The sequence below is a fragment of the Devosia sp. MDV22-iso42 genome (assembly GCF_058629155.1).
The window spans coordinates 297,104-322,833 of sequence record NZ_JBZVWR010000010.1 but is presented as its reverse complement, the minus strand read 5'-3'; the positions used below and the strand labels follow the sequence as shown (position 1 = coordinate 322,833).

Sequence of the window (25,730 nt, the reverse complement as noted above, 5' to 3'; positions counted from 1 at the left end):
AACAGAATAGAAAAAGCCCACCCGGGAAACCGGGTGGGCTTTTTGCGTTCCAAAACACAGGATACGACAAGAAACAAAGACGGCCCCGGCAGACACTGCACGGCGTGCTCGCTGGAAAATCCGCCGTACCGCGGTAATCTGCCCTGGATCGAATTGCCCCCGCAGCGGTTGAACAGACAGGTCAGTCCGGCGTATCCACAATGACGGCCTGACAGGCCATGCTGGCTCCCCTCCGTTCTGTCTGGATCAATCTCCCATGCGCTCATTCACCCTCTTGCCGTTGCTGATGCTGGCCCTGCTGATGCCAAGCCTGGCCCAGGCGCAGGTGCCTTTGCTGCCCGCGACCGAGAGTGCCAACGAAAATGGTGCGACCGAGACCGGCAGCGAAGCAACGGCGACGGATGCCAGTATCGATGCCCTGGTGCGCATCCTGCAGGACGACCAGAGCCGGGCGGCGCTGATCGCTCGCCTGCAGCAGGCCGACGATGCCGGGGGCGAGCCGGTGGACGAACCCGTGGCCGATCTGAGTATCGTGCGGCAACTGGCCGAATATACCAAGAGCGCCGCCGAGGGCGCCTCGGCCACGATCCGCTCGCTGGGTGTGGTGTTCAGCGATCTGCGGGACGGCATTGGCGGGACCCGCGGCGCCGATTATTCTGCCTTTGCCGGGGTGATCGGCGGCGTCCTGCTGACGGCGCTCGGGCTGTTCGGCAGCTATTTCGTGCTGCGACTCCTGGGGAACTGGCTCGATCGCCGGATTGCGGCGCGGGTTGTCGGCGCGGGTTGGCTGAAGCGCTTCGGCAGCGCCGTCCTGGTGCTGCTCATCGATCTCTGTCCGGTCGTGCTGGCCTGGGCGACCGGCTATGGCCTGGCGCTCGCCTTTGTTGGCGAAACGCCGGGACGCATGGGCATCAACCAGTCCCTGCTGCTCAATGCGTTTCTGCTGGTCGAGATAACCAAGCTGGCGACGCGCGCCATTCTGGCGCCGCGGCTATCGAGCATCAGGCTGATCCCGATCGGCGATGACAATGCCGCCTATTGGTCATTCTGGCTGACGCGCATCATTTCGCTGATCGGCTATACCTTCCTGTTCGTGGCGCCGCTGCTGAGCGCCAACCTGTCTCCGGCCATTGCGGCTGCGGTGCAGGTGCTGGTCATGGCAACCGCGGTGACCATTGCCATCATCGTGGTGCTGCAGAACCGCGACGATGTCCGGCACTGGCTCGAGGGGCTTGCCGCCCGGCGCGACAATGACGGCGTGGGCCAGCTGCTGCTGCTGCTGTCGCGCCACTGGCATGTGGTGGCCATTGTCTATCTGCTGGCCCTGCTGGTGGTCTGGTTCACCAATCCCGAGCAAGCCCTGCCCTTCATGCTGGCGGCGACGCTGCAGTCGCTGGTGGCCATTGTCATCGGCGTGGTCATCGTCAGCTTCATCGCCCGCTTTGTCAGCGCCGGCCTCAACCTGCCGGCCGATATCAGGGAGCGCCTGCCGCTGCTGGAAACACGGCTCAAGACCTTCGTGCCGACGGTGATGCAGGTGGTGCGCTGGATGGTGATCGCCGGCGTGGTGCTGGCCATTGCCCAGGCCTGGTCGCTGTTCGACTTCGGCGGCTGGATCAGCAGCGACGAGGGACAGGCCGTTGCCGGATCGGTGATCTCGGCGGCGCTGATCGTGCTGGTCTGCATGGCGCTCTATGTCGCCGTCTCGTCCTGGGTCGAGTACCGGCTCAATCCCAATTTCGGCAAGACGCCGACCGCGCGGGAGAAGACGCTGCTGGGCCTGTTCCGCAATGCCTTCACCATTGCCCTGGTCATCTTCGGGCTGATGCTGGCGCTGGCACAGATCGGGGTCAATATTGCCCCGCTGCTGGCCGGCGCCGGCGTCATCGGCCTGGCCATCGGCTTTGGCGCCCAGAAACTGGTGCAGGACATCATTACCGGCATCTTCATCCAGTTCGAGAATGTGATGAACGAGGGTGATGTGGTGGCCGTGGGCGACAAGTCGGGTGTGGTGGAAAAGCTTACGATCCGCTCGGTGACCATTCGTGACCTGTCGGGCACCGTGCACCTGATCCCCTTTTCCTCGGTGGATCAGGTGAGCAACATGGTGCGCGGCTTCTCCTTCCACCTGATCGAGATGGGCGTCGCCTATGACAGCGATATCGGCGCGGTGAAGCAGGCCATGTTCGAGGCCTTTGACCGGTTGATGGAGACCGAACACAAGGACCATATCCTTGACCACCTCGACATGCATGGCGTGACCGCCTTTGGCGCGTCGTCCGTCACGGTGCGGGCCCGCATCAAGACAGTGCCGGGCGAGCAATGGGGCACGGGCCGGGCCTATAACGAGATCATCAAAAGCGTGTTCGAGGAACGCGGTATCGAAATTCCCTATCCGCACGTCACCTACACGCCCAGCCGGTCCAAGGCAGAGGGTATGCCGGCGGCGTTGCCGCCACAGCTGGAGGATCGTGCGGCGCCAGAGCCGGAAGGCCCGACCAAGAGCTGACTGTTTTGTGAAGGGCAAGGCGGGACAGCCTTAAACTCATCTTAATGTGGTGGGTTAAGATTGTCCTATGCAAAAGCTGCTGGTCAGCAGATGCACCGACATTCCCGGACCACGCATAACGAGGCTCGTCATGTTCTTCACGGACGGCAGGACCACACCGATTTTCCGCCAGCTGGCCGCCCTGGTGCTGTGCCTGCCCCTTAGTCTTGGCGGCATGGCGCCCGCACTGGCCAACAGCGCCCAATTCGTGGCCGGGCTGTGGCCGGAAGCGGCGGCGCGCGGCGTCAGCCGGTCGGCCTTCGAGTCGGCGTTTGCAGGCTATAGTTACCAGCCCAAGGTGATGGAGCTGACTGGCAAGCAGCCCGAATTCCGCCAGACGGTGCAGCAATATCTGGACAAGCGCATCACCAATGCGCAGGCCGCCAAGGGCCAGGCCATGCGCCAGGAATGGCAGCAGACCCTGAGCGGGGCGCAGCAGCGCTGGGGCGTGCAGCCCGAGATCGTGCTGGCGATCTGGGGCATGGAAACCAATTTCGGCGGCTTCATGGGCGGCGAGAACACCATCCACGCCCTGGCTACCCTGACCGAGGGCGGTTATCGCGCCAGCTTCTTCCGCGAGGAATTGCTGACGGCGTTGCGCATTGTCAGCGACGGGCATGTCACCCCCAACAAGATGACCGGCTCCTGGGCTGGCGCCATGGGTCATACCCAGTTCATGCCCACCAGCTTCATGCGCTATGCGGTCGACTACAATGGCGACGGCCGCAAGGATATCTGGAACTCGGTGCAGGATGCCTTGGGATCGACGGCCAATTACCTCAACAATTTCAAATGGCGTCCCGGCGAGACCTGGGGCTATGAGGTGCGGCTGCCGCAGGGCTTTGACTTTGCCACGGCCCGGCAAGTCGAGCGCGCGCCGCTCAGCCAGTGGCAGGCCATGGGCATAAGGCGGGTCTCGGGCAAGGACTTTCCGCGCCAGAGCGATGTGGGGCGGCTCTATCTGCCGGCAGGCGCCAGCGGGCCGGCATTCCTGCTCTTGCCCAATTTCGATGTGATCAAGCGCTACAACAATTCGGACAGCTATGCCCTGGCCGTCGGTCACCTGGCCGACCGGATCATCGGCGGCGGGGATTTCGCCACGCCGTGGCCGGCCGGCGACTATGCGCTGACCGTCGCGCAGCGGACGCAGCTGCAGACGCTGCTGGCGCGGGCGGGTTATGACGTCGGCACACCCGATGGCGTCATCGGTCCCAAGACGCGGGCGGCCGTGCTGGCCTATCAGAGCCGGGCGGGCCTGCCGGCTGACGGATATGTGTCCGGCCTGCTGCTCGAAAGGCTGCAGCGCTGAGCCAGGGTTAACTTTTCGGTAATGAATTAGGGACAATCTGAGGTCGCTTAAGTAGAGGGCAGGTCGGTTTCAGCAATTGAGACGCCTGCCCTCGCCCATTCCGGCACTGCCACATAAAGTCCGGTTTTGTCCGCTAGCGAACCCCTTTATCCGTTTGAAGCCGTAGATCCATGTTCCGTCCAATGATGAATTCGCGCCTTATGTTGCTGGCGCTTATGCTGATGCTCGCCTTTGCGCCCGCCCAGAGCTTCGCCCTGTCGGTGATGGATCCGTTCAACCTGCCGGCCGCCATGGATGGCGGCACGATCAAGGCTGGCGACGGGGTCGCCTATGCCGACGGGCCCCGCCACAGGCTGGATGTCTACACACCAGAAGCGCGGGGCAGCCTGGCGCCGGTGGTGTTCTTCATCTATGGCGGCGGCTGGAATCGGGGGGAGCGCAGCGACTACCAGTTTGTCGGGCGGGCACTGGCGTCGCGCGGCTTCGTGGTGGTGATCGCCGATTACCGGCTGGTGCCCGAGGTGCAGTTTCCGGGCTTCCTCGAAGACAGCGCCAAGGCGCTCAAATGGGTGCAGGACAATATTGCCAGTTATGGCGGCGATACCAGCCGTCTGTTCCTGGCCGGGCACTCGGCCGGCGCCTACAATGCCACCATGCTGGCGCTCGATCCGTCCTTCCTGCGCGACTATGGGGTGACGATGAACGTCCTGGCCGTCGCCGCCCTGTCGGGACCCTATGACTTCTACCCGTTTGAATATGGCGAGGTGCAGAATGCCTTCGGTTCGGCGCCCAATCCGGAAGGGACGCAGCCGATCAACCTCGTCACCAGCCGGACGCCGCCGATGTATCTGGCCACCGGCACCACCGATCCGATCGTGCGGATGCAGAATACCGAGCGCTTCGCCCAGAAACTCAAGGACAGCGGCGTCTGGGTGACGACGCGGTACTATGACGGTTTCGGGCATATGGAACCGGTCATTGCCATGGGCTCACTCTGGCGTTGGCGCATGCCGGTGCTCGATGACATGGTGGCGTTCTTCCAGATGTTCGGCGCCTTTCCGAGCGGGGTGCCCTATGTGGCGGTTGCGCCCAATGCGCCAGAGCAATTGCCGGAAGCCATCGCGCCGATGGACCAGATCGTCAATGAGCTCAATGCGATGTTCCAGCCGATCGAGAACTGACGCCAGGGCCGGAATCGCGCTAGCCTTGCTGTATGAGCACGCATCTGCGCTATGCCGGCACGGCACCAAAAATCCAGCTTGAGGCGCTTGAAGCGATCATCCGGGCGCAGCCCATTCTGATGGCGGTGCTGGAGGCGCTGCGCGGCATGGCGCTGCCCGATCACCTGCTGGTGGCCGGGGCGATCTACAACAGCGTGTGGAATGCGCTCACCGGTCGCGCCGCGCTGACCGGGATCAACGATATCGATGTGGTCTATTTCGATCCCCGCGACCTGGGATGGGATGCCGAAGATCGTGTGATCAAGGCCCTGGAGGCACGCTTTGCCGACTTGCCGATACCGGTGCAGGCGCGCAATCAGGCCCGAGTGCATCTGTGGTTCGAGCAGAAGTTCGGCATTCCATTCCCGCCACTGAGTTCGTCGGGCGAGATGCTCGGTCGCTATGCGTCCAAGACCCATGCCGTCGGCGCCCGGCTGACCAGTGCCGGCGATCTGGAGATCGTTGCACCATTCGGGCTCGATGACCTGTTCTCGTTCCGCATGGTGCCCAATCCGGTGCTGGACAACCGGCTTGCCCATGCCAGCAAGGCAGAGCGGGCCAAAGCCATCTGGCCCGAACTCACCATCATGGCCTGGCCGGACGACTGATTGGCTAAAGCGCCTCTATTTCCACCGATGCGGCCGAACGCTGCGACGGCCCGTGAAAAACCGCCTCGACATTGTTGCCATCCGGATCAAGCATGAAGGCGCCATAATAGCCGGGGTGGTAGTCGCGCTCGCCGGGGGCGCCATTGTCGATGCCGCCGGCGGCCAGTGCAGCCGCGTAGACGGCGTCGACCATGGCGCGATCACGGGCCTGGAAGGCCAGGTGCACATGGGTTGGCGGGCTATCTGCGTTTGCCGCATCGACAAACAGCTCATCGGCCTGGAACCAGTTATCGCCGGAAAAGACTATATCGATGTCCAGCACGTCAAGAATGGCCGTATAGAAAGCTCGGCTGGCGACAAAATCGCGGCTGCGCAGGTGGACGTGGTCGATCAATCGGCCGGTATGGAAGGTCATCACGAACTCCTTTTCTCGCCTGTGCGAAACGCGCGGGGCCATGCCCAGGTTGCCGCGGCGTGCAGGGCCCCTGTGGTGCCGGCACCAGGCAAAAAGAAACCGCCCGGCGAGCCGGGCGGTGTGGCAATCCGATGGTGATATTACTCGGCCTGGTCGGCAGAGGCCGAATTGAGCTGGCCGTATTTCTCGACGCCGATCTTGTCGAGCAGTTCCAGCTGGGTCTCGAGAAAGTCGATGTGGCCTTCTTCGTCCGTCAGCAGGGCTTCAAACAGGTTCTTGGAAACGTAGTCGCCCAGTTCCTCACACAGCTCGCGGCTCGCCTTGTAGGCCGCGCGGGCTTCGTACTCGCCGGCCAGATCGGCCTCGAGCACTTCCTTGATGGACTGGCCGATGCGCAGCGGCGCGACCCGCTGCAGATTGGGATGGCCTTCCAGGAAGATGATCCGCTCGATCAGGCGATCGGCGTGGTGCATCTCCTCGATGGATTCGGCGCGTTCCTTGGTCGCCAGCTTCTTGTAGCCCCAATCGTCCAGGAGACGGAAATGGACCCAGTACTGGTTGACCGCCCCGAGTTCGAGAAAGAGGGCCTCGTTAAGCCGCTCGATGACTTTTGCTTCGCCTTTCACGACGTACTCCGCTTCCTTGCTGCTTGAGTTTTTCCAGCCCGGACTGCAGGGAAACGAGTTCGCTAGAGGGGAGGGCTTGCTGCATATGATAGTTTTCGGTCACCCGAACAATTATGTCTACCACATTCGGCACGCAGCCACCACACTTGGCGCGGCGATCGAGTTCTTTGTACACCTTGGCGGGCACCACGAGCTGCCACGGATCGGCGCGCAGCAGATCAAGGACGATATCCTCGATCTCCTTGGACGTGATCATATTGCACTGGCAGATGAGCATTGCGCGGCCATATTGAAGGCATAACGGACGGACGCATAAAGCGTGGACTATAGCTGATTGTCAATGTCAGATTAGCCCTGCCAGTGTGCCTCAGGCGACTTTGCGCGGCTGTCGAGCCAGTCGAGCAGGTGATCGGCCGGCATGGGTCGCGCCATGAAATAGCCCTGGCCCTCCTCGCAACCAAGGTCGCGCAGCCGGGCATAGGCGTGACCGGATTCAATGCCCTCGGCGCAGACGCGAAAGCCGAGGCCCTGGGCGATAGAGACAATGTGACACAGCAGGAAGTCGTCATCGCCGGAGGCCCTTAGGGGGCGCACGAAGGACTGATCGATCTTGATCACGTCGGCCGGAATATGGGCGATATAGGAAAGGTTGGAATAGCCCGAGCCGAAATCGTCCAGCGCAATGGCCACGCCGGCCTGGCGCAGGCTGTTCAACTGGTCGGTGGCCCGGGCCGAATTGGTGGCCAGGGTGCCCTCGGTAAACTCAAGCTCGATATGCTGTGGCGCCAGGCCGGCGACCTGGCAGCGGTGCAGCAGGGTCTCGGCAAATCCGGCCTCGGACAGGTTGACCGGGGAGGCATTGATCGACATGCGCAGCGGGTATCCCGCATCGACAAAGCGCCGGTTCTGGTCCAGGGCGCGCTCGATCACCCACTCGGTCAGGGGGTTGATCAGGGCCGTCTGCTCGGCGAGGGGGATGAACTCGGCCGGGGAAATCGCGCCGAGCTCGGGGTGGTTCCAGCGCAGCAGGGCCTCAGCGCCGTGGCACCGGCCGGTGCCCAAGGCAATGCGCGGCTGGAAATGCAGCGCCAATTGATCGCGGGCGGCCATGGCGCGGGGCAAATCCGCCAGCAGCCGGAAGGCGCGCAAATGGGCGGCATCGGACTTGTGATCATAAAAGGCAATACCGCCGGGGGCGTTGCGGCTGTCCTGCGCCGCCACGAGGGCCGCGCGCAGGGATTCGGCGGCGCCGCGTTCCGCGTCGAGCGGCAGCAGGCCGACGCCGACATCAGTCTTGATCGGAATGGCGTTGACCGAGAGCGGGCCGGCAAAGGCGGCAGCGATGCGCCGGGCGGCAGCGGGCGCGACCTCGACCGTATCCACGGTGAGGGCCACAACGAAGCTGAGCACGCTGACATGATAGATGGTGAGCTCGTCGGGCATCTCGGCCGCGAGCAGGTCGGCGCCGGTGCGCACGAAATCCTCGGAAAAGGCCATGCCCAGAGCCCGCAGGATCTCGTTGTAGTGCTTGGCGTCGGCCAGGGTGACCAGTACCAGCAGAGTGGGCTGGTCGGTGCGCGCGAGGACGTCGAAGTGATCGATGAACTGCAGCCGGTTGGGCAGCCGGGTGACGTGATCATAGCGGCCGAGCTGGGTCAGGAACTCGGCATTGAGACGCGCGCGGGTGGCAACCGGGCCCGGAGTCATGACGTTGGCGATCGGTCGGGTTCGCTGCTTCACGCGAGCATCCTGTTGTGGCTCGCGCCGGGCGATGTGCCGACACTATGCCGCCAGTGCCTTAAGTCCGAATGAAATGATTAGCCATAACGGCGTGGAGCGCGAAACATTAATTTGCCACGCACCGTATCTTGGTGGAACAGCAGCGGAGCATCCATGCCCTTCCCGATCCTGAGCATCATCAATTTCCTCAGCCCAAAGGATGCCGGCTCCCGCAAGACCGCAAGGGACATTGCCTATGGTGCGGGCGCGCGCCAGCAGCTCGATATCTACGCACCTGTCGCGGCGCCGGCGCCGGATGCGGGCTGGCCGGTGGTATTCTTCATCTATGGCGGCTCGTGGAACGATGGCAGCCGCGCCGATTATGACTTCGTCGGCCGGGCAGTGGCGGCCCTGGGCTTTGTGACGGTGATTGCCGATTATCGCCTGCTGCCTGAAGTGGAGTATCCCGGTTTCCTCGACGACGGCACCGCCGCCATACGCTGGGTGGTAGACAATATCGCGGCGCATGGCGGGGATCCCCAGCGCATTGCCTTGATGGGGCACTCGGCCGGCGCCTATAATGCGGTCATGCTGACGCTGGACCCAGGCCACCTGGCCAGAAGCGGCCTGCTCGATCATATCGGCTGCGTCGTGGGCCTGTCGGGCCCTTATGATTTCTTCCCGTTCGACGGGCGCATCAGCCTGCGCACCTTTGGCGCGGTGCGCGAGCCGATGGCGACCCAGCCCATCCACTTTGTCAACCCGGCGGCGCCGCCGATGTTCCTGGCCACCGGCGGCAAGGACAGGCTGGTCTATCCCCGCAACACCATTGCGCTGGCCAAGCGGCTGCGGGTGGTGGGCTGTACGGTCGTGGAGCGGCACTATGACAGTCTGGGCCATCCTGGCCCGCTGCTGGCCCTGGGCCGGCCGGGGCGGGGCATGGCGCCGCTGCTCACAGAGCTGGGGGTATTCCTGCATCGCCATCTGGGCGCGGCCGTGCCGCAGCTTCAGCCGGCCTAGCAGCGGCAGTGGTCTTGCCCTGCTGGCGGCGCGCGGCGATCACGGCGGCGGAGGCGGCGGTGCGGTGGGCGGAGGAGAAGAACTCCCGATGCGCCAGGATGAGGACGGTGAGCAGGCAGGTGGCGATCGGCAGCCAGTCCGACACGAACCAGGCGACAGTGGCCACCGAGAAATAGTAGGCGCGAATGCCGCTGTTGAAATTGGCAGCGCCCAGCGCATTCATGCGGGTAATGGCGTCCAGTTCGGCCTCGGTGGTGCCATTGTCCTGATCGATGGCGCCCAGCATGATGCAGAAGTGGTTGAACTGGCGCAGCGACAGGGTGAAGGCGAAGAATGCCATGACGAACATGGTCAGCATCACCAGCAGATGCAGTTGCACGTCCAGCGGCGTATAGACCCGATGCAGGGACAAGGCATTCAGCGCGGTGATGAGCGAGGGCACCTGGCCGAAAACGGCAAAGATGGACAGGATCAGCAGCACTGCCGTCGAGGCGAGAAAGCTGACCGAGCCCATGATATTGCCCGACAGGATGGCATCGAAGGGCGAGTGCCGCACCGCCGCATTGGCCACCCAGCGGCGGCGCTGCAGGTTCATGATCACCGACAGCGACGGCCGCAGCTTTTCGACCTGCGGCACGATGATGTTGTAGGCCAGGTAGCAAAGCAGCGGAAACAGCGTGGAGATGAGTGTGGTGGACAAGGGCGGCCCCGGAAAAAGCGTTGTCGCCCCTGTTTATAACGCGATCGGTTAAAAAGGCGACGCGTTCAGATCGGTCGCGGAAAGCGGCGGTGGACAGCGTCGATTTCGGCGAGAACGGCGGGCGACAGCGTCACGTCAGCGGCACCGATGGCCAGGGCCAGTTGCTCGGTGCTGGTGGCGCCAATGATGGTGGCCGTGGTGAACGGACGCGACAGGGTGAACGCAATGGCCATCTGCACCGGATCCAGACCGTGCCGTGCGGCCAGGTCGAGATATTCGGCAGTGGCCGCCTGGGAATGTTGGTTGTAGCGCCAGAAGCTCTTCTGGTAGTCGCCGCGGCTGCCGGCCGGCACGGCGCCGTTCTGGTACTTGCCGGTCAGCAGGCCGCCGGCCAGCGGCGAATAGGCCAGCAGCCCGACCTGTTCGTGGTGGCTGAGCTCGGCCATGTCCAGATCGAACTGGCGGCGGGCGAGATTGTACTCGTTCTGCACCGAGACCAGGCGCGGCAGGCCTTTTTCCTCGGCAATGCGCAGCCACTGGGCAATGCCCCAGGTGGTCTCGTTGGAGACGCCGATATGGCCCAGCTTGCCTTCCTTGACCAGGTCGCCCAGGCCCTCGAGCATGTCGGCGATATTGTCGAGCGTATCGGCCGTGTCCTGGGTATGGGGCGCGTAAGCCCAGGAGCCCTCGAAATTGTAGCTGCCGCGCGAAGCCCAGTGGATCTGGTAGAGATCGATATGATCGGTCTGCAGGCGCTTGAGGCTGGCGTCGACGGCCTGGCGAATGGTCTTGGCGCTGGCGCGGGTATTGTCGCGGATGAAGTCCACCGGCCCGCCGGCAATCTTGGACGCGAGAATCCACTTGTCGCGCTTGCCGGTCTGCTTGAACCAGTTGCCGATGATTTCCTCGGTCCGGCCCGACGTCTCGGGACTGCGCGGCACGGCGTAGATTTCGGCGGTGTCCATGAAGTTGATGCCGGCCTCGAGCGCCATGTCGATCTGGGCATGGCCTTCGGCCTGGGTATTCTGGCTGCCCCAGGTCATGGTGCCCAGGCAGATTTCAGTGACCCGCAGATCGGTGCGGCCAAGCTTGTTCAGTTTCATCGGGGCAAGACTCGAATGCGGGGATGGGATGGCCGACACTAGCCGAACTGGACTGGAATGGTAGGTCGCGGGCGCAAAAAGTGCCGCTGTCAAAAAAGCGTCATTGAAATCCGTTTGGGGGTTGAGCATTCCAGCTCTACCCCCTATATAGCCCTCACGTCGCGGCACGGGCCGCACCGATGATAGCCAATCAGGCATTGTTATCGACTTTGACGCGGGATGGAGCAGCCCGGTAGCTCGTCAGGCTCATAACCTGAAGGTCGCAGGTTCAAATCCTGCTCCCGCAACCAAAAAAGCCCAGTGAACTCATCGAGTTCGCTGGGCTTTTCCTCTTGTCTCCATGGTGTCCGCCAGAAACAGCGCGCTGGCCTATCCGCGGCGACCGGATGCGTTGACATCGCGGGCAAGACCTCGCAGTTTGCCAATCCAATATCGTATCGGATTGTTCATGCCGCGGGTTTCAGTCGAGGAGTGCAGGCAGGCGGCGCAGCTGGCGCTGGAGGGGGCGGGCGTCGGCATAGAGGCGGCCTGGCTGCAGGCCGACCTGCTGCTGGACGCCGAATTGCGGGGCGTGCCCTCGCACGGCTTCCTGCGACTCGAGCGGATCATTGCGCGCATCAACAATGGCGTCGCCGACCCGAATGCGCGCGGGCTGCACAATTGGCGCGGCGACAGTTTTCTCAGCGTCGATGGCCAGCAAGGCTTGGGGCCGGTGGTGGCCATGCATGCGGCCGAGACGGCCGGGGAACGGGCGCGCCAGACCGGTATTGCGGTAGCCGCCATCGCCAGCAACAATCATATCGGCATGCTGGCCTGGTATGCCGAAGCGCTGGCCGAGGCCGGGCTGGTCTCGATCATCCTCACCACCAGCGAGGCCTTGGTGCATCCTTTCGGCGGCACTCGGGCGCTGCTGGGCACCAATCCGATCGCCATCGGCGTGCCGACCGATACCGGCCCCTTCGTCATTGATCTCGCCACGAGCCTCGTATCGATGGGGGAGATCCACGATCACGCGCATCGCGGTGCGCCGCTGCAGCCCGGCTGGGCGCTTGATGCGGATGGCCGGCCGACAACAAATGCCGAAGCGGCCAAGAGCGGCGCTATTGCCCCCTTCGGCGCGGCCAAGGGCTATGCGCTGGGACTGGCCTTCGAGCTGCTGGTGACGGCGCTGACCGGCGCCGCGCTGGGGCGCGACGTCACCGGCACGCTCAATGCGCAGTTCAAGAGCAACAAGGGCGATGTGTTCATCCTGATCGACCCGCTATCGGGGCAGGGCGCTGCCTTGTCGGCCTATCTCGATACCATTCGCCAGACGCCGCCCATGGAGGGGTTCGAGCAGGTGCTGATCCCGGGCGAGCGCGGCCGGGCGCGCAGGGCCGAGCGGCTGGCGGCGGGCATCGATCTGGCCGAGCCGGTCTGGGCGACCATGCAAAGGCTGCGCGACGCGGCCAAACTCGAATCGAGGATATGATGGGCCTGTTTGCCACCATGCGCGCACCGCGCAGCATCGTCTTTGGCGCCGGGCAGCGCCACAGCCTGTCGGGCTATGCGCGGTCACTGGGCCAGAAGGCGCTGATCGTCACCGATGAACGCATGGGCGCCAGCGCCGACCTGCGCGAGATGATCGATGGGCTCCAGACAGCCGGCGTCGCCGTGGCGGTGTTTGACCAGACGCTGCCGGAAGTGCCGCTCGACTGCATCGTGCAATGCGTCGCCTTAGGGCGCAGTTTCGGGCCCGATCTGGTGATCGGGCTGGGGGGCGGATCCTGTCTCGACATGGCCAAGGTCACGGCGATCCTCTTGGCGCATGGCGGCTCGCCCCGCGATTATTTCGGCGAGTTCAAGGTGCCCGGCCCGGTGCTGCCGCTGATTGCCGTGCCGACCACGGCCGGCACCGGCTCGGAAGCGACGCCGGTGGCGGTGGTGGCCGATAGCGAGCGCCTGCTCAAGGTGGGCATTGCCAGCCCCTATATCATTCCGCTGGTGGCGATCTGCGATCCCGAGCTGACGCTGAGCGCCCCGCCGGGTCTGACCGCCATTGCCGGCGCCGATGCGCTGACCCATGCCATTGAGGCACTGACCGCCCTGCCGCGCGCGGTGGACGGCTCGATCACCCATGAACACGTTTTTCTGGGCAAGAATGCCCTCAGCGACGGGCATGCGCGCGAGGCGATTTCTCACCTGGCGCGGGGCCTGCAGCGCTCGGTCGAGAACGGCCAGGATCTGGCGGCGCGCGAGGACGTCATGTATGGCGCGCTGCTGGCGGGTCTGGCCTTCGGCACGGCCGGCACGGCAGCGGCCCATGCCATTCAATATCCGGTGGGTGCTCTCACCAAGACGGCGCATGGCGCCGGCGTCGCCTGCCTCATGCCCTATGCCATGAGTTTCAATCTCAGCCATGCCACGGCCTCGATGGCCGAAGTGGCCACGGCGATGGGCGTCGCGGTGGCCAGCGATGATGCCAAGGCGAATGCCGAACGCGCCATCGTGGCGGTGGAGAGACTGTTTGCCGCTATCGGCATTCCGCCTGACCTCAAGACCTTGGGCCTGCGCGAGGATCAGCTCGACTGGACTGCCGAACAATCGCTGGGCGCGGCGCGCCTGGTCAAGAACAACCCGCGCCCACTCGACCTCAACGCCATGCAGGCCATCGTGCGAGCCGCCTTTGCCGGCGACCGCCAGTCGCTGCTCACCCAGGAATAGACCATGCTCACGCTCCCAGAATCCCTGCAGTCCTTCGGTATCGCGGACGCGGTCAAGACCGACCTCTATATTGATGGCGCCTGGCGCGCCGGGACCGGGGGCAGGCGGATCGACGTGCTCGATCCCTCCACCGGCAAGACCATCGGGACGGTGGCTGACGCCACCGTCGAGGATGGTATTGCTGCCGTCACAGCCGCCCATGAGGCGCTGCCGGCATGGGCCGCCATGGCGCCGCGGCAGCGCGGGGAAATCCTGCGCAAGTGCTGGGAACTGATGATCGCCCGCAGCGAGATGTTTGCGCGGCTGATCAGCCTCGAAAACGGCAAGGCACTGCCCGATGCGCGCGGCGAGGTGGCCTATGCGGCCGAGTTCTTCCGCTGGTTTTCCGAAGAAGCCGTGCGGCTCAACGGCGATTTTTCAACTGCCCCGAGCGGCAATAACAAGATCCTGGTGACCCAGCAGCCGATCGGGGTCGCCGTGCTGATCACGCCGTGGAATTTCCCGGCCGCCATGGCCACCCGCAAGATCGCCCCGGCCTTGGCCGCCGGCTGTTCGGTGGTGCTCAAGCCGGCTACCGAAACGCCGCTGACCGCCTTTGCCATGGCGGCGCTGATGGCAGAGGCCGGCGTGCCCAAGGGTGTGGTGAATGTGGTCACTACATCAAGCGCGGGCAAGCTGGTCTCGGCCATGCTGCATGACCCGCGCGTGCGCAAGCTGTCCTTCACCGGCTCGACGGCGGTGGGTCGGGCGCTGCTCAAGGAGGCGGCCGACCAGGTGATCAACTGCTCGATGGAGCTGGGCGGCAATGCGCCCTTCGTGGTGTTCGACGATGCCGATCTGGGCAAGGCGCTCGATGGCGCCATGCTGGCCAAGATGCGCAATGGCGGCGAGGCCTGTACCGCGGCCAACCGCTTCTATGTGCAGAGCGGCATTGCCGAGCGCTTTTCCAGAGGCCTGGCCGACCGTATGGGCAAGATGCAGGTCGGCGCGGGCTATGACGAGGCGGTGGCCTGTGGCCCGTTGATCAACCAGAAGGCAGTTGATCGCATTGCCGATCTGGTCAAGGACGCCGTCGCCAAGGGCGCGACCGTGCTGACCGGCGGCGCGGCCAGCGGCGGCGATGGCTTCTATTTTCCGCCCACCGTGCTCAGCGGCGTGTCGGGCGATGCCGAAATGGTGCGCGACGAGATTTTCGGGCCGATTGCGCCGATCTCGATCTTCGAGACCATCGACGAGGCGGTGGCCCTGTCCAATGACAGCGAATATGGGCTGATTGCCTATGTCTATACCGAGGACCTCAAGAAGGGCCTGCAGGTGGCCGAGCGCTTCGAGGCCGGCATGGTCGGGCTCAATCGCGGCCTGGTCTCCGATCCGGCCGCGCCGTTTGGTGGCGTCAAGCAGTCGGGCCTGGGGCGCGAGGGGGCGCATCACGGCATCCTGGAATTCTGCGAGACCAAATATATCGCGGTGAGCTGGTAAATGGCGGTTCCCAGCGCGGTCGCCGGCCTGCTGCGGCGCCCTGCCCGGCTGGGCGACGAGGTCTATAGCGCCATCTTTGCCCGCATCATGTCGCTCGACATCGCCCCGGGCACGCGCATCTCGGTCGATGCCGTAGCGCGCCAGCTGGGCGTCTCGCAGACGCCGATCCGGGAGGCGCTGACGCGGCTCGAGGCCGAAGGGCTCGTCGTCAAGACGCACCTCGTCGGCTATAGCGCGGCGCCGCAGATGACGGTGGCGCAGCTGGCCGAGCTCTATCAGCTGCGCCTGCTGCTCGAGCCTTTCGTGGCACGCCAATGCGCCCTGTCCATGCCGGATACGATGCTGGTCCACCTTGGGGGACTGTGCAGCGAGATGGCGGCGCTGTCGCAGCGCGAGGGGCTGGATGCCTATGCCCAGTTCGCCCAGATCGACATGGCGTTTCACGACCAGCTGGCGGCCAGCGCCGGCAATGGCCTCGTGGTCGAGGCCCTGTCGCGGCTGCATACCCATGTGCACCTGTTCCGCCAGGTGTTTGACGCAAGGGCGCCGGCAGCCGCCGTGACCGAGCATGAGGCTATCCTCAAGGCGATCGCGGCGCGCGACGCCGATGCTGCCGAGGCGGCCATGCGGAGCCATATCGAGCAATCGCGGGCGCGGTTTGGCGGGCACTAGAGGTCAAGTAGCGGTTTTCACATCGGGGCAGGTAGGCTAGATACGCGTGACCGTGCAAGGATAGCGCAACAGTATGACCAGCCTCAAGTTTGGAACCAGCGGCCTGCGTGGCCTGGCGGTCGACCTCGTTGGTGAGGCGGCGCGGCGTTATACGCGGGCGTTCCTCGACTATCTGTCGCAGGGCGACCGGCCAGTCACCGCGCTTTATCTGGGGCGTGACCTGCGCGCCAGCAGCGCGGCGATTTCGGCCGATTGTGCTGCCGCCGCTGCGGCCATGGGCCTGCGCGTGATCGATTGTGCTGAACTGCCCGCGCCGGCCCTGGCCCGGCACGCCATGGCGGCGGGCGCCCCCAGTATCATGGTCACCGGCAGCCACATTCCGGCAGACCGCAATGGCCTCAAATTCTTCCGCGCCAGCGGCGAAATCAGCAAGGCCGACGAAGCCGGCATCTTAGCGCAGCTGGGCGATGCCGTGGACGGCGACTACCGCACCAGGCCGGTCGATGACAGCGCCGCGGCCGCAGCCAATTACCGTGATCGCTATCGCGGCTTGCTGGCGAGCGACGCGCTCAAGGATTGGCGCATCGGGGTTTTCGAGCATTCCACCACGGGGCGCCAGGCTCTGGCAGAGGTGTTTGCCGGCTTCGGGGCGCAGATCGTCCTTCTGGGCCGGGTGGCCGACTTCGTGGCGGTCGATACCGAAGCCTTTGGTGACGCGGTGTTTGCGCCGCTGCCGGGCTGGATCGCCGAGCATGGGCTTGATGCCATCATTTCGGCTGATGGCGATGCCGACCGGCCGCTGCTGATGGACAGCCAAGGGCAGTTCGTCCGGGGCGATGTGCTCGGCCTCTTGGCGGCGCAGTTCCTTGGCGCCGACACGGTGGTCACCCCCGTTACCTCCAATACTGCCATCGAAGCCACAAGCTATTTCGCCTCGGTGGTGCGGACCCGTGTCGGCTCGCCCTTTGTCGTTGCCGGCATGCAGTCGGCCATCGCCGCCGGCGGGCGCTGCGTGGTCGGCTTCGAGGCCAATGGCGGCACGCTGCTGGGCAGCGCGCTCCGCCTGGGCAATGCCGACCTGCCGGCCCTGATGACGCGGGATGCCATCCTGCCGCTGATCGGGGTGTTCGGCCGGGCCGCTGCCGAAGACTGCAGCATTGCCGACCTGGTGGCGGCACTGTCGCTGCGCGTGGCGCTGAGCGATCGGCTGGAGAATTTTGCCGCCGAAAAAAGCCGCGCCCTGCTGGAGGCGCTGGCCGTGCCGGCAGGGGCCGCGGCCTATTTTGCTGCGCGCGGGGCGATCCTGCGGTCGGCCAGCATTGACGGTCTGCAGGTCTTTCTTGACGATGGCACCATGGTTCACTATCGGGCCTCCGGCAATGCGCCCGAACTGCGCTGCTATGTCGAGGCCGATACCGAAGCGCAGGCGCAGGATGCGCTGCGCTGGGGCCTGACCGCGGCCAGCACGGCGACGGCGCATGGCTGATAGTGTCACCCAATGTTCTTACCTGTCACCCCAATGGCTGAGGCCTTCATGACCAGCAAAATCGTTCCCGTCATCCTTGCCGGCGGCCAGGGCACGCGGCTGTGGCCGATGTCCCGGGCGACGCGGCCCAAGCAGTTCATCGAGCTGATGGGCAATCGATCGCTGTTCCAGCAGACGCTGGAGCGCCTGGCCGGATCGGATCGCTATGCGGCGCCGATCGTGGTGACCAATGCGGACTACCGTTTCGTGGTCGCCGAACAGGCACAGGAGGCGGGGGTGGCGCTCGGGGCGATCCTGCTCGAGCCCGTGGCGCGCAATACGGCGGTGGCCATTGCCGCCGCGGCCTATTTCGCCCTCGAACAGGATGCCGAGGCGATCCTGCATATCCTGGCCTCCGATCACGCGATCACTGCCGATGCCGCCTATTATGGCGCCGTGGGCACCGCCGAAGCGGCGGCCCGTGCCGGCTGGCTGGTCACCTTCGGTATCGTGCCGACCCGGCTCGAGATCGGCTATGGCTATATCGCGGTGGGCGAGGCGCTGCCTGCTGGCGGCAACAAGGTCGGCCGCTTTGTCGAAAAGCCCGACCTGGCGACGGCCGAGCGGCTCCTGGCCGAAGGCGGCTATGTCTGGAATTCGGGCATGTTCATGATCGGCGCCAGAGCCTTCATCGCCGAATGCGAAGCGCTGGCCCCCGAGACGGCGGCGGCGGCGCGTCGCGCTGTCGAACTGGCCAGGACCGATCTCGACTTCGTGCGACTCGATACCGCGGCATTCGGCGCCGCGCCGAGCATTTCCGTGGACTATGCCATCTTCGAAAAGACCGACAAGGCCGCGGTGCTGCCGGTGACCTTTGCCTGGTCGGATCTGGGCTCCTGGGACGCGGTATGGAGCGCGCATGCGCCCGATGCCAATGGCAATGTGGTGCTCGGCTCGGCACTGCTGTCGGACACCAGCAATACCATGGTGGTGACAGATGGCGCCCATGTCGTGGTCGAGGGCCTCGACGATGTCGCCATCATTGCCAGCCAGGACGCGATCTTTGTCGGCCGGCTGTCGCAGGCGCAGCGGGTCGGGGCGCTGGTCAAGCAGCTCAAGGCCGATCCGGCCACGCAGGCCCTGACCGAGACGCACAAGACCGCCTATCGGCCCTGGGGCGGCTATTCATCGGTGCTGCTGGCCGAGCGCTTCCAGGTCAAGCGCCTGTTCGTCAAGCCGGGCAAGAAGCTGAGCTTGCAGAAGCACTTCCACCGCTCCGAACACTGGGTTGTGGTCAAGGGTACTGCCGAGGTGACGATCGACGGGCAGATTTCTATCCTGACGGAAAACCAGTCGATCTACCTGCCGCTGGGCTGCACGCATCGCCTGGCCAATCCGGGCAAGATCGAGCTCGAGCTCATCGAGGTGCAGACCGGATCCTATCTGGGCGAGGACGATATCGTGCGCACCGAGGATGATTTCGGCCGAGCCGGCTAGCAACGCGTCTCCGGGCTCAGGAACAATCCAGGCGCCGGTCTGCCGCGTAATAGTGGTGATCGGCGCCCGGAAGCCAGCATGCACAAGAAGCCCCATCTGCCGGAAAAGACCTGCGCCTGCTGCGGCCGGCCGTTTGCCTGGCGCAAGAAATGGGCGCGCGACTGGGACGCGGTGAAATTCTGCTCGGAACGCTGCCGACGTGACAAGGCGCCGGGGCGTTAGGCCGCCAGGCGCTGCAGGTTCATGGTGACGGTAACGATGATGCCGCCCTCGGACCAGTCGGTCTTGAGCGTGCCGCCCAGGGCGCCGGTAATGCTGCGGTTGAGCAGCTTGCTGCCATAGCCCTCATCGCTCGGTGGCGCTACGGCGGGGCCGCTGCGTTCGGTCCAGACCAGGCAGACTTCGTCTTCCGAGGTGGTGCCGGAAATGTCGAGCATGCCGGTTTCGACCGACAGGGCGCCATATTTGAGCGAGTTGGTGGCCAGCTCATGGATCACCAGGGCGACCGTGGTGGCCGACTGTTCGCCAATGCCCATGCGCGGCACGGCCACGCGAATACGGCCGCTGAAGGCGCCAGAATCATCATAGGGGGCCAGCAGCACGGCGATGAGGTCACCCAGCAGGGCGGCGCGGCCCTGATTGTCGGGCAGGGGCCTGACCATGTCATGGGCCCGGCCAAGCGCCATCAGGCGGGCGGTGAGTTCCTCGGCCATCTGTTCGACAGACACGGCAGATCGCGACGTCAGCGTGGTGAGACCCGAGGCAATCGCCAGCAGGTTCTTGACGCGATGGCTCATCTCGCCGGCCAGCAATTCGTGGCCTTCCTCGGCCTGCTTGCGGCCGGTGACGTCGAGGAAGACGCCGCTCATCTGGCCCTTGTGCAGGCCCTCGTCATTGCCCAGGCCGCGGGCGGAGATCCAGCGGATTTCCTCACCAAGCAGGATGCGGAAGTCGATTTCATAGGCACCGACCAAGGCGCGGGTGGCCGAAAATGCCGTGCGGACGCGGTCCCGATCGGCCGGATGAATGCGCGACGAGAGGTCCTCGAAGGTGACGGTGTGGGTCTCGGGCAGGCCCCAGAGATCGAAGGCCAGCTCATCCATGTCGAAGGCGTCTGTTTCCACGCGCCAGGACCAGAGCGCGACTCCGGCGGCGTGCAGCGCCCGCTGGAGAGTGCCCACTTCCCAGAGCGGGTGGTCTACGTCGCTGAATGGCATGGGCGGTCTCCTGACCCCGTTTGACAGATTGCGCCCGCTCGCGCCACCCCTGACACCGCGCTGCAGGGGCAGCACGAGCCCCATGGGTCCAGATTCAGCGGAGGAAGGTCTGCATCAACAGGCCACGACATTGACCGCAAGGCCGGCCAGGCTGGTTTCCTTGTACTTTTCACTCATGTCGAGGCCGGTCTGGCGCATGGTTTCGATGCAGGCGTCGAGAGGAACATGGTGGGTGCCGTCACCCTTGAGCGCGAGCGACGCGGCGGTCACTGCCTTGACCGCGCCAAAGGCATTGCGCTCGATGCAGGGAATCTGCACCAGGCCCGCTACCGGATCGCAGGTCATGCCCAGATGGTGCTCCAGGGCGATTTCGGCGGCGTTTTCGACCTGTTCGGGCGTGCCGCCCATAATGGCGCAGAGGCCGGCCGCGGCCATGGCCGAGGCGGAGCCCACCTCGCCTTGGCAGCCCACTTCGGCGCCCGAGATCGAGGCATTGTGCTTGATGATGCCGCCAATGGCGGCGGCCGTCAGCAGATAGTCGCGCACCGTCTGCGGCGTTGCGGCGGCGTTGAACTTGAGGAAATAGCGCATCACGGCGGGGATGACCCCGGCGGCGCCATTGGTTGGCGCGGTGACGACGCGGCCACCGCCGGCATTCTCCTCGTTGACGGCCATGGCATAAAGGCTCAGCCAGTCATTGGCCATCAGCGGGGTGATCTCGTTGCGCTGCCATTGCGGCTCGAGCTGGGCGTGGATGGCGCCGGCCCGGCGCTTGACTTTGAGCCCGCCCGGCAGAATGCCGGTCTGGGCGATGCCGCGGTCGATGCAGGCATTCATTACGCCCCAGACCTCGTCGATGCCGCGGTCGAGCGCCAGCCTTGTGGTGCCGGCTTCCTCATTGGCGCGCTTCATGGCGGCGATGGAGAGGCCCGAGGCGGCGGCCATGGCCAGCATGTCGCGGGCATGGGCAAAGGGGTAGGGCACGTCGGCCTGTGCCGGTGGCGCGTGCTTGAGCGCGGCGAGTTCGTCGCCGCTGACGACGAAGCCGCCGCCGACGGAAAAATAGGCGCGGCGCAGCAGCAACTGGCCATCGCCGTCATAGGCGGAAAACTGCAACCCGTTGGGGTGGCCGGGCAGGGGCGTGCGCTTGTCAAGAACCAGGTCGACCGCCGGACGGAAGCGATAGGCGCCATGGCCGGGTGGGTGCACCGTGCCACTGGCCTCGACGGCGGCCACCAGCGCATCCATGGCATCGGGGTCGACGGTCTTGGGGTCCTGCCCGCACAGGCCGAGCGTCACCGCGCGGCCGCTGCCATGGCCGATGCCGGTAAAGGCCAGCGAGCCGTGCAGGCTGGCGGTCAGGGCGGCAGGCCGGGCATTGGCGGCGCGCGGCCAGTCGCCGGTGGCCAGTTCATCGAGGAAGCGGCGCGCTGCCGTCATCGGTCCCATGGTGTGGGAGCTGGAAGGGCCGATGCCGATTTTGAAGACGTCAAAGACGGACAGGAACATGGCCGACATAGTGGCTGATCTGCGCGCCGACGCAAGGGGCTACCAGGGCAGGGGCAGGCCGGTATGGTCGAGCATCCGGCCGGTATCGACCGGGCCGGCGCGATCGAGCACGCCGAGCAGGCGCTCGGCCGCGTCCATCGGCGATACCGGGGGGTGGCCGGGGCCCGAAAAGGGCGCCGAGAGCGGCGTGGCCACGGTGCCCGGATGCAGGGTCAGGCACAGCGCCTCCGGCCGTGAGCGCGCCAGCTCGATGGCTGCGGTGTGGATCAGCTGGTTGAGGGCCGCCTTGGCGGCGCGATAGCCGTACCAGCCGCCCAGCTGGTTGTCGCCAATGCTGCCCACCTTGGCGGAAATGGCGGCAAAGACCGCCTTGCCCTGACGCGGCAGCAGCGGCAGAAAGTGCTTGGCGACCAGCGCCGGTCCGATGGCGTTGATGGCAAAGCTGCGCGTCAGATTGTCGGCATCGAGCTGGCGCCAGCTCTTTTCGGGCTGCTGGCTGGCATCATGCAGCAGGCCGGTGGCCAGCAGGACCAGCCGGATGGGCAGCTGGGTCGCGGTTGCGGCCTCGGCCGCGCGGACAATGCTGGCCTCGTCGGTCAGCTCGAAGCCATCCATGCGGCGCGAGATGGCCAGCACCTGATCGAACTGGCCAGTCTGGCGCAAAGCCAGATCGAGCGCGCTGCCAATGCCGCCACTGGCACCAAGGACGACGGCGATGCCGCCAGGCGGAAAGGATTGCAGGTCAACGGGCATGGGTGCCTCCTGAACATGTTACGCAGCAGCGGCCGCCGCGGTTCAGTATCGTTCCACATCCTGCAACAGTGTGGGCCGGCATTGGCGATTGTGTCAGCAAGCCGGGTCGCCGATATCTGGGACCATCCCAGCCAAGGAGTTCAGTCGTGGCCGACTATCACTATCGCGAAGCCAAGGGTGCCGATCCGACCGCGCCGCTGCTGTTCGTGTTTCACGGCACCGGAGGCGACGAAAACCAGTTCTTCGAGCTGGGCAGTCAGCTTGTGCCTGGCGCCCGCATCATCGCGCCGCGCGGCGATGTCAGCGAAGGCGGCGCGCTGCGCTATTTCCGGCGTACCGCCGAGGGCGTCTATGACATGGACGACCTGCGCCAGCGCACGGCGCAGATGACAGCCTTCGTGCGGGAACGCCTTGCCGAAAGCCAGCCGCGCGCCGTCATCGGGCTGGGCTATTCGAACGGCGCCAACATCCTGGCGGCGGTGCAGTTCGGTGATCCCGAGCTTTTCGCCGCCAGCGTGCTGATGCACCCGCTGATCCCCTTTACCCCGGCTTGCGCCGATTTCACCGGTCGTCAGGTGCTGATCACCGCCGGCCAGCGCGATCCGATCTGCCCCGCGCCGGCAAGCCAGGCGCTGGCCGACTATTTCCGCGCCCAGGGCGCGCAGACGTCGCTTTACTGGCATGCCGGCGGCCACGAGATACGTCCCGAGGAACTCCGCGAAGCGCAAACCTTCCTGGCAGGAGCTGTCCGATAGACTGTTGCCGACTGGCCGTCGGTGAATTCTGTAGCGTCGGCCCCGTCTGTTAACCTGTTCTAGAGGGGCGGCGCAGAGTATTGGTGCTGCCAGCAACTGCGCTGCCGAGATCGATTACCAACGAGACGTGCCATCACCGCCATTCGCCAAAAGATTGCGGTCAGCCTGCGCCTTCGCATGTTGATATTCGTGCTGCTCGGCTTTGCTGCTGTAGCCCTACCTGCCTATGTCGCATTCAACTGGGTTGTGGCCGGCACCATCCTGCAGCTTGGCACTCTGTTTGCCGAAAAACAGATCCTTTATGACCGGCACCGGGGTCTGGAGGCCCTGACGCGGGAGGTGTCGCTGGCGGAAACCCTGGCGGGATCGCAGTCGATCCGTGATTGGGCCAACAATGAGAGCGATCCGTCCCTGGCACGGCGCGGCATCGCCGAACTCGAGCATTTTCGTCGCTCGTTTGCCGATCAGAGCTATTTCTTCGCCATGGGGGGCTCGGGGAACTACTATTTCAATGATGCGAGCAATGCGTATGCCGGCGAGCAGCGGCGCTACACGCTCGATCCCGACAACCCCCGCGACAGCTGGTATTATGCGACGGCGGCGCTTGGCACGGGTTGCCACCTGAACGTGGACAATGACGCCAACCTGCGGGTAACCAAGGTATGGATGAATTGCGTCATCCGTGAAGGCCGCATAGTGCTGGGCGTTCTGGGCACGGGCATCGACCTCAGCGCCTTCATCCAGGAAGTGGTCAATGTACCTCAGGCAGGGGTCACCTCCATGTTTGTGGATCGTCAGGGCGCGGTACAGGCGCATCGCGACATCGATCTGATCGATCTGCGCAGCCTGGCCGAGGACCTGGAAGACAAGCGGACGGTATTCTCGCTGGTGGATCATTCGGCCGATCAGGTGGCATTGCGCCAGATGATGGAGTCAGTGGCCGGGGGCGAGGCCGTGGTCAGGTCCAAATTCATGGATATCGGCAACAAGCAGATGCTGGTCGGTGTCGGCTATCTGGACCGGCTGGGCTGGTTCAACGTGACGTTAATGGATATCGACACCATCATCGACCGGCGGCTGTTTGCGCCGATCGGCGCGCTGCTGGCGGTGACCATGGGGCTGGTGGCCGTGGCGCTGATGCTGGTATTCAAGCGGCAGGTGCTCGATCGCCTCAAACAGCTCGAAACGGCCGTGCGCAGCGCGCGCGCCGGCGACTATGGCCCGGCGCTTTCCATGAAGCAGGGCGAGCGCGACGAAGTTGGTCGCCTGTCGGCGGCCTTTACCGAAATGGCGGTGGCGGTGTCCGAGCATACCAGCCAGCTCGAAAGCCGGGTCAGGGCGCGTACAGAGGAACTCGAGGCGTTGGCCTTCCGCGATGGCCAGACCGGCATAGCCAACCGTCGCGGCTTCGCGGCGGCCTTCGATGCGTTGCCGGCGGGACGGCAACACGGCCTCCTGCTGATCGATATCGATCATTTCAAGGCCATCAACGATGATTTCGGCCATGCCGCCGGCGATGCCGTCATCGGTGAGGTGGCCGCGCGGATCGTGCAGGCCATCGGCGCGGGGGATACCTGCGCCCGCTGGGGCGGCGACGAGTTCATTGTGCTGTTGTCCGACCGCTCGCCCCAGCAGATGCGCGCAGCCGCTGAGCGCGTCATTGCCGGCGTCAACGGGCGTCCGGTCGGGCTTCCCGATGGTCGCCCCTGCCAGATCACCGCCAGTGTCGGGGCCTGCCTGATCGAGCCGGGCGACGCGATCGATGCTGCCTGCGAAATGGCCGATACGGCCCTCTATCTTGCCAAAGGGGCGGGACGCAACCAGGTCATGACGTTTGATCGTCAACCCCAGGTCCGGGCATAGTCGGTGCAAGGCCGGCAATTGTCGTTGCCGGCTCAACGTGTATAGTTCTGCCTGGATGCGGCAACCTGGCTTGGCCAGGTGCATGGCGGCCGGTCAAAGTGGGTGGAATGGGTAGATTTTCGGTTAGCCTGCTGTGTGCTCTGGCCCTGGCCGGTTGCACAGGCGCCAATACCAGTTTGAGCACCATACAGGTCTCGGGCGCCGAGGAAGCGTTTCCGGCCGATTACCAGCTGCGCGCCCGGCGCTACCTTGCCGACGAGGATCTGGCGGGCGTCCGGATCTCCTATCCGCGGACCGTGGTGGGTGAGACGGCCCTCAGCCCCCGGCGCTGGTATGTGTGCCTGGATGGTCTGACGCCGTCCGCGCCGCCGCCACGCCGCGCCAAGCCGCTGCTGGAAGCGGCGCTCGACCTGGCCCGGCCGGATGTGGCAGCAGACAGGTATCAGGTCATCCTGATCCTGCGCGCCACAGGATCGACCGCGGCTATCAAGGGGTTCGACGCCCCCTTGTGTGGCGATGGTCGCTATGAGGCACTGGCAGCGGGATAGA

The 25,730-nt window shown here is 65.0% G+C and carries 25 protein-coding genes and 1 tRNA gene; 17 read left to right on the top strand and 9 right to left on the bottom strand.

Annotated elements, in window-relative coordinates:
* The 5 genes from AC4NN3_RS13435 to AC4NN3_RS13415 form a co-directional block, all read left to right on the top strand.
* Positions 1-204, top strand: a 204-nt coding sequence (locus AC4NN3_RS13435) for a hypothetical protein (protein WP_491927590.1), incomplete at its 5' end; no start/stop codon positions are given.
* Between the two features lie 52 nt (positions 205-256).
* Positions 257-2,509, top strand: coding sequence for a mechanosensitive ion channel domain-containing protein (locus AC4NN3_RS13430; RefSeq protein ID WP_491927589.1), 2,253 nt, complete (start codon positions 257-259; stop codon positions 2,507-2,509).
* Positions 2,510-2,639: 130 nt separating this feature from the next.
* Positions 2,640-3,857: a lytic murein transglycosylase gene (locus tag AC4NN3_RS13425; protein WP_491927588.1), complete on the top strand. Its 1,218-nt coding sequence runs from the start codon at positions 2,640-2,642 to the stop codon at positions 3,855-3,857.
* 200 nt (positions 3,858-4,057) lie between these two features.
* Positions 4,058-5,038 carry an alpha/beta hydrolase gene (locus tag AC4NN3_RS13420; protein ID WP_491927587.1) on the top strand — a complete coding sequence of 327 codons (981 nt, stop codon included), beginning with the start codon at positions 4,058-4,060 and terminating at the stop codon, positions 5,036-5,038.
* 32 nt (positions 5,039-5,070) lie between these two features.
* The gene (locus tag AC4NN3_RS13415; protein WP_491927586.1) at positions 5,071-5,685 is read left to right on the top strand and encodes a nucleotidyltransferase family protein; all 615 of its coding nucleotides are present in this window, start codon (positions 5,071-5,073) and stop codon (positions 5,683-5,685) included.
* Positions 5,686-5,689: 4 nt separating this feature from the next.
* On the opposite strand, the gene AC4NN3_RS13410 is transcribed toward AC4NN3_RS13415, so the two are convergent.
* The 4 genes from AC4NN3_RS13410 to AC4NN3_RS13395 all read right to left on the bottom strand — a co-directional run bounded on the left by AC4NN3_RS13410 (position 5,690) and on the right by AC4NN3_RS13395 (position 8,466).
* The gene (locus AC4NN3_RS13410) at positions 5,690-6,100 is read right to left on the bottom strand and encodes a VOC family protein (protein WP_491927585.1); all 411 of its coding nucleotides are present in this window, start codon (positions 6,098-6,100) and stop codon (positions 5,690-5,692) included.
* Between the two features lie 140 nt (positions 6,101-6,240).
* A complete protein-coding gene (gene bfr, locus AC4NN3_RS13405) occupies positions 6,241-6,726 on the bottom strand; it encodes a bacterioferritin (protein WP_491927584.1) in 486 nt (161 codons plus the stop codon).
* On the bottom strand, positions 6,692-7,003 hold the full coding sequence (locus AC4NN3_RS13400; RefSeq protein ID WP_491927583.1) for a (2Fe-2S)-binding protein: 312 nt from the start codon (positions 7,001-7,003) through the stop codon (positions 6,692-6,694). The genes bfr and AC4NN3_RS13400 overlap by 35 nt, the downstream gene beginning before the upstream one ends.
* A gap of 71 nt (positions 7,004-7,074) precedes the next feature.
* Complete coding sequence (locus AC4NN3_RS13395; protein ID WP_491927582.1) at positions 7,075-8,466, bottom strand: putative bifunctional diguanylate cyclase/phosphodiesterase; 1,392 nt, start codon at positions 8,464-8,466, stop codon at positions 7,075-7,077.
* A gap of 153 nt (positions 8,467-8,619) precedes the next feature.
* Here AC4NN3_RS13395 and AC4NN3_RS13390 point away from each other — a divergent pair, with 153 nt between their 5' ends.
* Positions 8,620-9,465, top strand: a complete 846-nt coding sequence (locus AC4NN3_RS13390; protein ID WP_491927581.1) for an alpha/beta hydrolase — start codon at positions 8,620-8,622, stop codon at positions 9,463-9,465.
* Here the strand turns inward: AC4NN3_RS13390 and AC4NN3_RS13385 are convergent.
* The gene (locus tag AC4NN3_RS13385) at positions 9,398-10,165 is read right to left on the bottom strand and encodes a DUF599 domain-containing protein (RefSeq protein ID WP_491927580.1); all 768 of its coding nucleotides are present in this window, start codon (positions 10,163-10,165) and stop codon (positions 9,398-9,400) included. The two genes, AC4NN3_RS13390 and AC4NN3_RS13385, sit on opposite strands and share 68 nt — an antisense overlap.
* A gap of 65 nt (positions 10,166-10,230) precedes the next feature.
* Positions 10,231-11,268, bottom strand: coding sequence for an aldo/keto reductase (locus tag AC4NN3_RS13380; protein WP_491927579.1), 1,038 nt, complete (start codon positions 11,266-11,268; stop codon positions 10,231-10,233).
* Between the two features lie 213 nt (positions 11,269-11,481).
* Between AC4NN3_RS13380 and AC4NN3_RS13375 the strand changes: the two genes are divergently transcribed.
* The 8 genes from AC4NN3_RS13375 to AC4NN3_RS13340 all read left to right on the top strand — a co-directional run bounded on the left by AC4NN3_RS13375 (position 11,482) and on the right by AC4NN3_RS13340 (position 19,306).
* Positions 11,482-11,558, top strand: a tRNA-Met gene (locus AC4NN3_RS13375).
* 158 nt (positions 11,559-11,716) lie between these two features.
* Complete coding sequence (locus tag AC4NN3_RS13370; RefSeq protein WP_491927578.1) at positions 11,717-12,739, top strand: Ldh family oxidoreductase; 1,023 nt, start codon at positions 11,717-11,719, stop codon at positions 12,737-12,739.
* The gene (locus AC4NN3_RS13365; protein ID WP_491927600.1) at positions 12,739-13,971 is read left to right on the top strand and encodes an iron-containing alcohol dehydrogenase; all 1,233 of its coding nucleotides are present in this window, start codon (positions 12,739-12,741) and stop codon (positions 13,969-13,971) included. Before AC4NN3_RS13370 ends, AC4NN3_RS13365 begins: the two co-directional genes overlap by 1 nt.
* Positions 13,972-13,974: 3 nt before the next feature.
* Positions 13,975-15,450, top strand: a complete 1,476-nt coding sequence (locus AC4NN3_RS13360) for an NAD-dependent succinate-semialdehyde dehydrogenase (protein ID WP_491927577.1) — start codon at positions 13,975-13,977, stop codon at positions 15,448-15,450.
* The gene (locus AC4NN3_RS13355) at positions 15,451-16,122 is read left to right on the top strand and encodes a GntR family transcriptional regulator (protein WP_491927576.1); all 672 of its coding nucleotides are present in this window, start codon (positions 15,451-15,453) and stop codon (positions 16,120-16,122) included.
* 73 nt (positions 16,123-16,195) lie between these two features.
* Positions 16,196-17,608: a phosphohexomutase domain-containing protein gene (locus AC4NN3_RS13350; RefSeq protein WP_491927575.1), complete on the top strand. Its 1,413-nt coding sequence runs from the start codon at positions 16,196-16,198 to the stop codon at positions 17,606-17,608.
* A 48-nt stretch (positions 17,609-17,656) separates the two neighbouring features.
* The gene (locus AC4NN3_RS13345; RefSeq protein WP_491927574.1) at positions 17,657-19,084 is read left to right on the top strand and encodes a mannose-1-phosphate guanylyltransferase/mannose-6-phosphate isomerase; all 1,428 of its coding nucleotides are present in this window, start codon (positions 17,657-17,659) and stop codon (positions 19,082-19,084) included.
* Between the two features lie 78 nt (positions 19,085-19,162).
* Complete coding sequence (locus tag AC4NN3_RS13340; RefSeq protein WP_491927573.1) at positions 19,163-19,306, top strand: DUF2256 domain-containing protein; 144 nt, start codon at positions 19,163-19,165, stop codon at positions 19,304-19,306.
* Here the strand turns inward: AC4NN3_RS13340 and AC4NN3_RS13335 are convergent.
* From AC4NN3_RS13335 to AC4NN3_RS13325, 3 genes are all read right to left on the bottom strand, one after another.
* Positions 19,303-20,301 (bottom strand): sensor histidine kinase, encoded by a 999-nt coding sequence (locus AC4NN3_RS13335; RefSeq protein ID WP_491927572.1) that lies wholly within the window; start codon positions 20,299-20,301, stop codon positions 19,303-19,305. The genes AC4NN3_RS13340 and AC4NN3_RS13335 overlap by 4 nt on opposite strands.
* Positions 20,302-20,415: 114 nt before the next feature.
* The gene (locus AC4NN3_RS13330) at positions 20,416-21,810 is read right to left on the bottom strand and encodes an L-serine ammonia-lyase (protein ID WP_491927599.1); all 1,395 of its coding nucleotides are present in this window, start codon (positions 21,808-21,810) and stop codon (positions 20,416-20,418) included.
* A gap of 39 nt (positions 21,811-21,849) precedes the next feature.
* Positions 21,850-22,563 carry an SDR family NAD(P)-dependent oxidoreductase gene (locus AC4NN3_RS13325; protein ID WP_491927571.1) on the bottom strand — a complete coding sequence of 238 codons (714 nt, stop codon included), beginning with the start codon at positions 22,561-22,563 and terminating at the stop codon, positions 21,850-21,852.
* A gap of 146 nt (positions 22,564-22,709) precedes the next feature.
* Here AC4NN3_RS13325 and AC4NN3_RS13320 point away from each other — a divergent pair, with 146 nt between their 5' ends.
* The 3 genes from AC4NN3_RS13320 (at position 22,710) to AC4NN3_RS13310 (ending at position 25,729) form a co-directional block, all read left to right on the top strand.
* A complete protein-coding gene (locus AC4NN3_RS13320; protein ID WP_491927570.1) occupies positions 22,710-23,318 on the top strand; it encodes an alpha/beta hydrolase in 609 nt (202 codons plus the stop codon).
* A gap of 177 nt (positions 23,319-23,495) precedes the next feature.
* Positions 23,496-25,181, top strand: coding sequence for a diguanylate cyclase (locus AC4NN3_RS13315; RefSeq protein ID WP_491927569.1), 1,686 nt, complete (start codon positions 23,496-23,498; stop codon positions 25,179-25,181).
* Positions 25,182-25,288: 107 nt separating this feature from the next.
* The gene (locus tag AC4NN3_RS13310; protein ID WP_491927568.1) at positions 25,289-25,729 is read left to right on the top strand and encodes a hypothetical protein; all 441 of its coding nucleotides are present in this window, start codon (positions 25,289-25,291) and stop codon (positions 25,727-25,729) included.
* Position 25,730: the final 1 nt, after the last annotated feature.

Coding starts and splice junctions, on each gene's coding strand:
- AC4NN3_RS13430 (WP_491927589.1), top strand. CDS start 257: ATGCGCTCATTCACCCTCTTGCCGTTGCTGATGCTGGCCCTGCTGATG.
- AC4NN3_RS13425 (WP_491927588.1), top strand. CDS start 2,640: ATGTTCTTCACGGACGGCAGGACCACACCGATTTTCCGCCAGCTGGCC.
- AC4NN3_RS13420 (WP_491927587.1), top strand. CDS start 4,058: ATGTTGCTGGCGCTTATGCTGATGCTCGCCTTTGCGCCCGCCCAGAGC.
- AC4NN3_RS13415 (WP_491927586.1), top strand. CDS start 5,071: ATGAGCACGCATCTGCGCTATGCCGGCACGGCACCAAAAATCCAGCTT.
- AC4NN3_RS13410 (WP_491927585.1), bottom strand. CDS start 6,100: ATGACCTTCCATACCGGCCGATTGATCGACCACGTCCACCTGCGCAGC.
- AC4NN3_RS13400 (WP_491927583.1), bottom strand. CDS start 7,003: ATGCTCATCTGCCAGTGCAATATGATCACGTCCAAGGAGATCGAGGAT.
- AC4NN3_RS13390 (WP_491927581.1), top strand. CDS start 8,620: ATGCCCTTCCCGATCCTGAGCATCATCAATTTCCTCAGCCCAAAGGAT.
- AC4NN3_RS13380 (WP_491927579.1), bottom strand. CDS start 11,268: ATGAAACTGAACAAGCTTGGCCGCACCGATCTGCGGGTCACTGAAATC.
- AC4NN3_RS13370 (WP_491927578.1), top strand. CDS start 11,717: ATGCCGCGGGTTTCAGTCGAGGAGTGCAGGCAGGCGGCGCAGCTGGCG.
- AC4NN3_RS13365 (WP_491927600.1), top strand. CDS start 12,739: ATGGGCCTGTTTGCCACCATGCGCGCACCGCGCAGCATCGTCTTTGGC.
- AC4NN3_RS13360 (WP_491927577.1), top strand. CDS start 13,975: ATGCTCACGCTCCCAGAATCCCTGCAGTCCTTCGGTATCGCGGACGCG.
- AC4NN3_RS13355 (WP_491927576.1), top strand. CDS start 15,451: ATGGCGGTTCCCAGCGCGGTCGCCGGCCTGCTGCGGCGCCCTGCCCGG.
- AC4NN3_RS13350 (WP_491927575.1), top strand. CDS start 16,196: ATGACCAGCCTCAAGTTTGGAACCAGCGGCCTGCGTGGCCTGGCGGTC.
- AC4NN3_RS13345 (WP_491927574.1), top strand. CDS start 17,657: ATGACCAGCAAAATCGTTCCCGTCATCCTTGCCGGCGGCCAGGGCACG.
- AC4NN3_RS13340 (WP_491927573.1), top strand. CDS start 19,163: ATGCACAAGAAGCCCCATCTGCCGGAAAAGACCTGCGCCTGCTGCGGC.
- AC4NN3_RS13335 (WP_491927572.1), bottom strand. CDS start 20,301: ATGCCATTCAGCGACGTAGACCACCCGCTCTGGGAAGTGGGCACTCTC.
- AC4NN3_RS13330 (WP_491927599.1), bottom strand. CDS start 21,810: ATGTTCCTGTCCGTCTTTGACGTCTTCAAAATCGGCATCGGCCCTTCC.
- AC4NN3_RS13325 (WP_491927571.1), bottom strand. CDS start 22,563: ATGCCCGTTGACCTGCAATCCTTTCCGCCTGGCGGCATCGCCGTCGTC.
- AC4NN3_RS13315 (WP_491927569.1), top strand. CDS start 23,496: ATGTTGATATTCGTGCTGCTCGGCTTTGCTGCTGTAGCCCTACCTGCC.
- AC4NN3_RS13310 (WP_491927568.1), top strand. CDS start 25,289: ATGGGTAGATTTTCGGTTAGCCTGCTGTGTGCTCTGGCCCTGGCCGGT.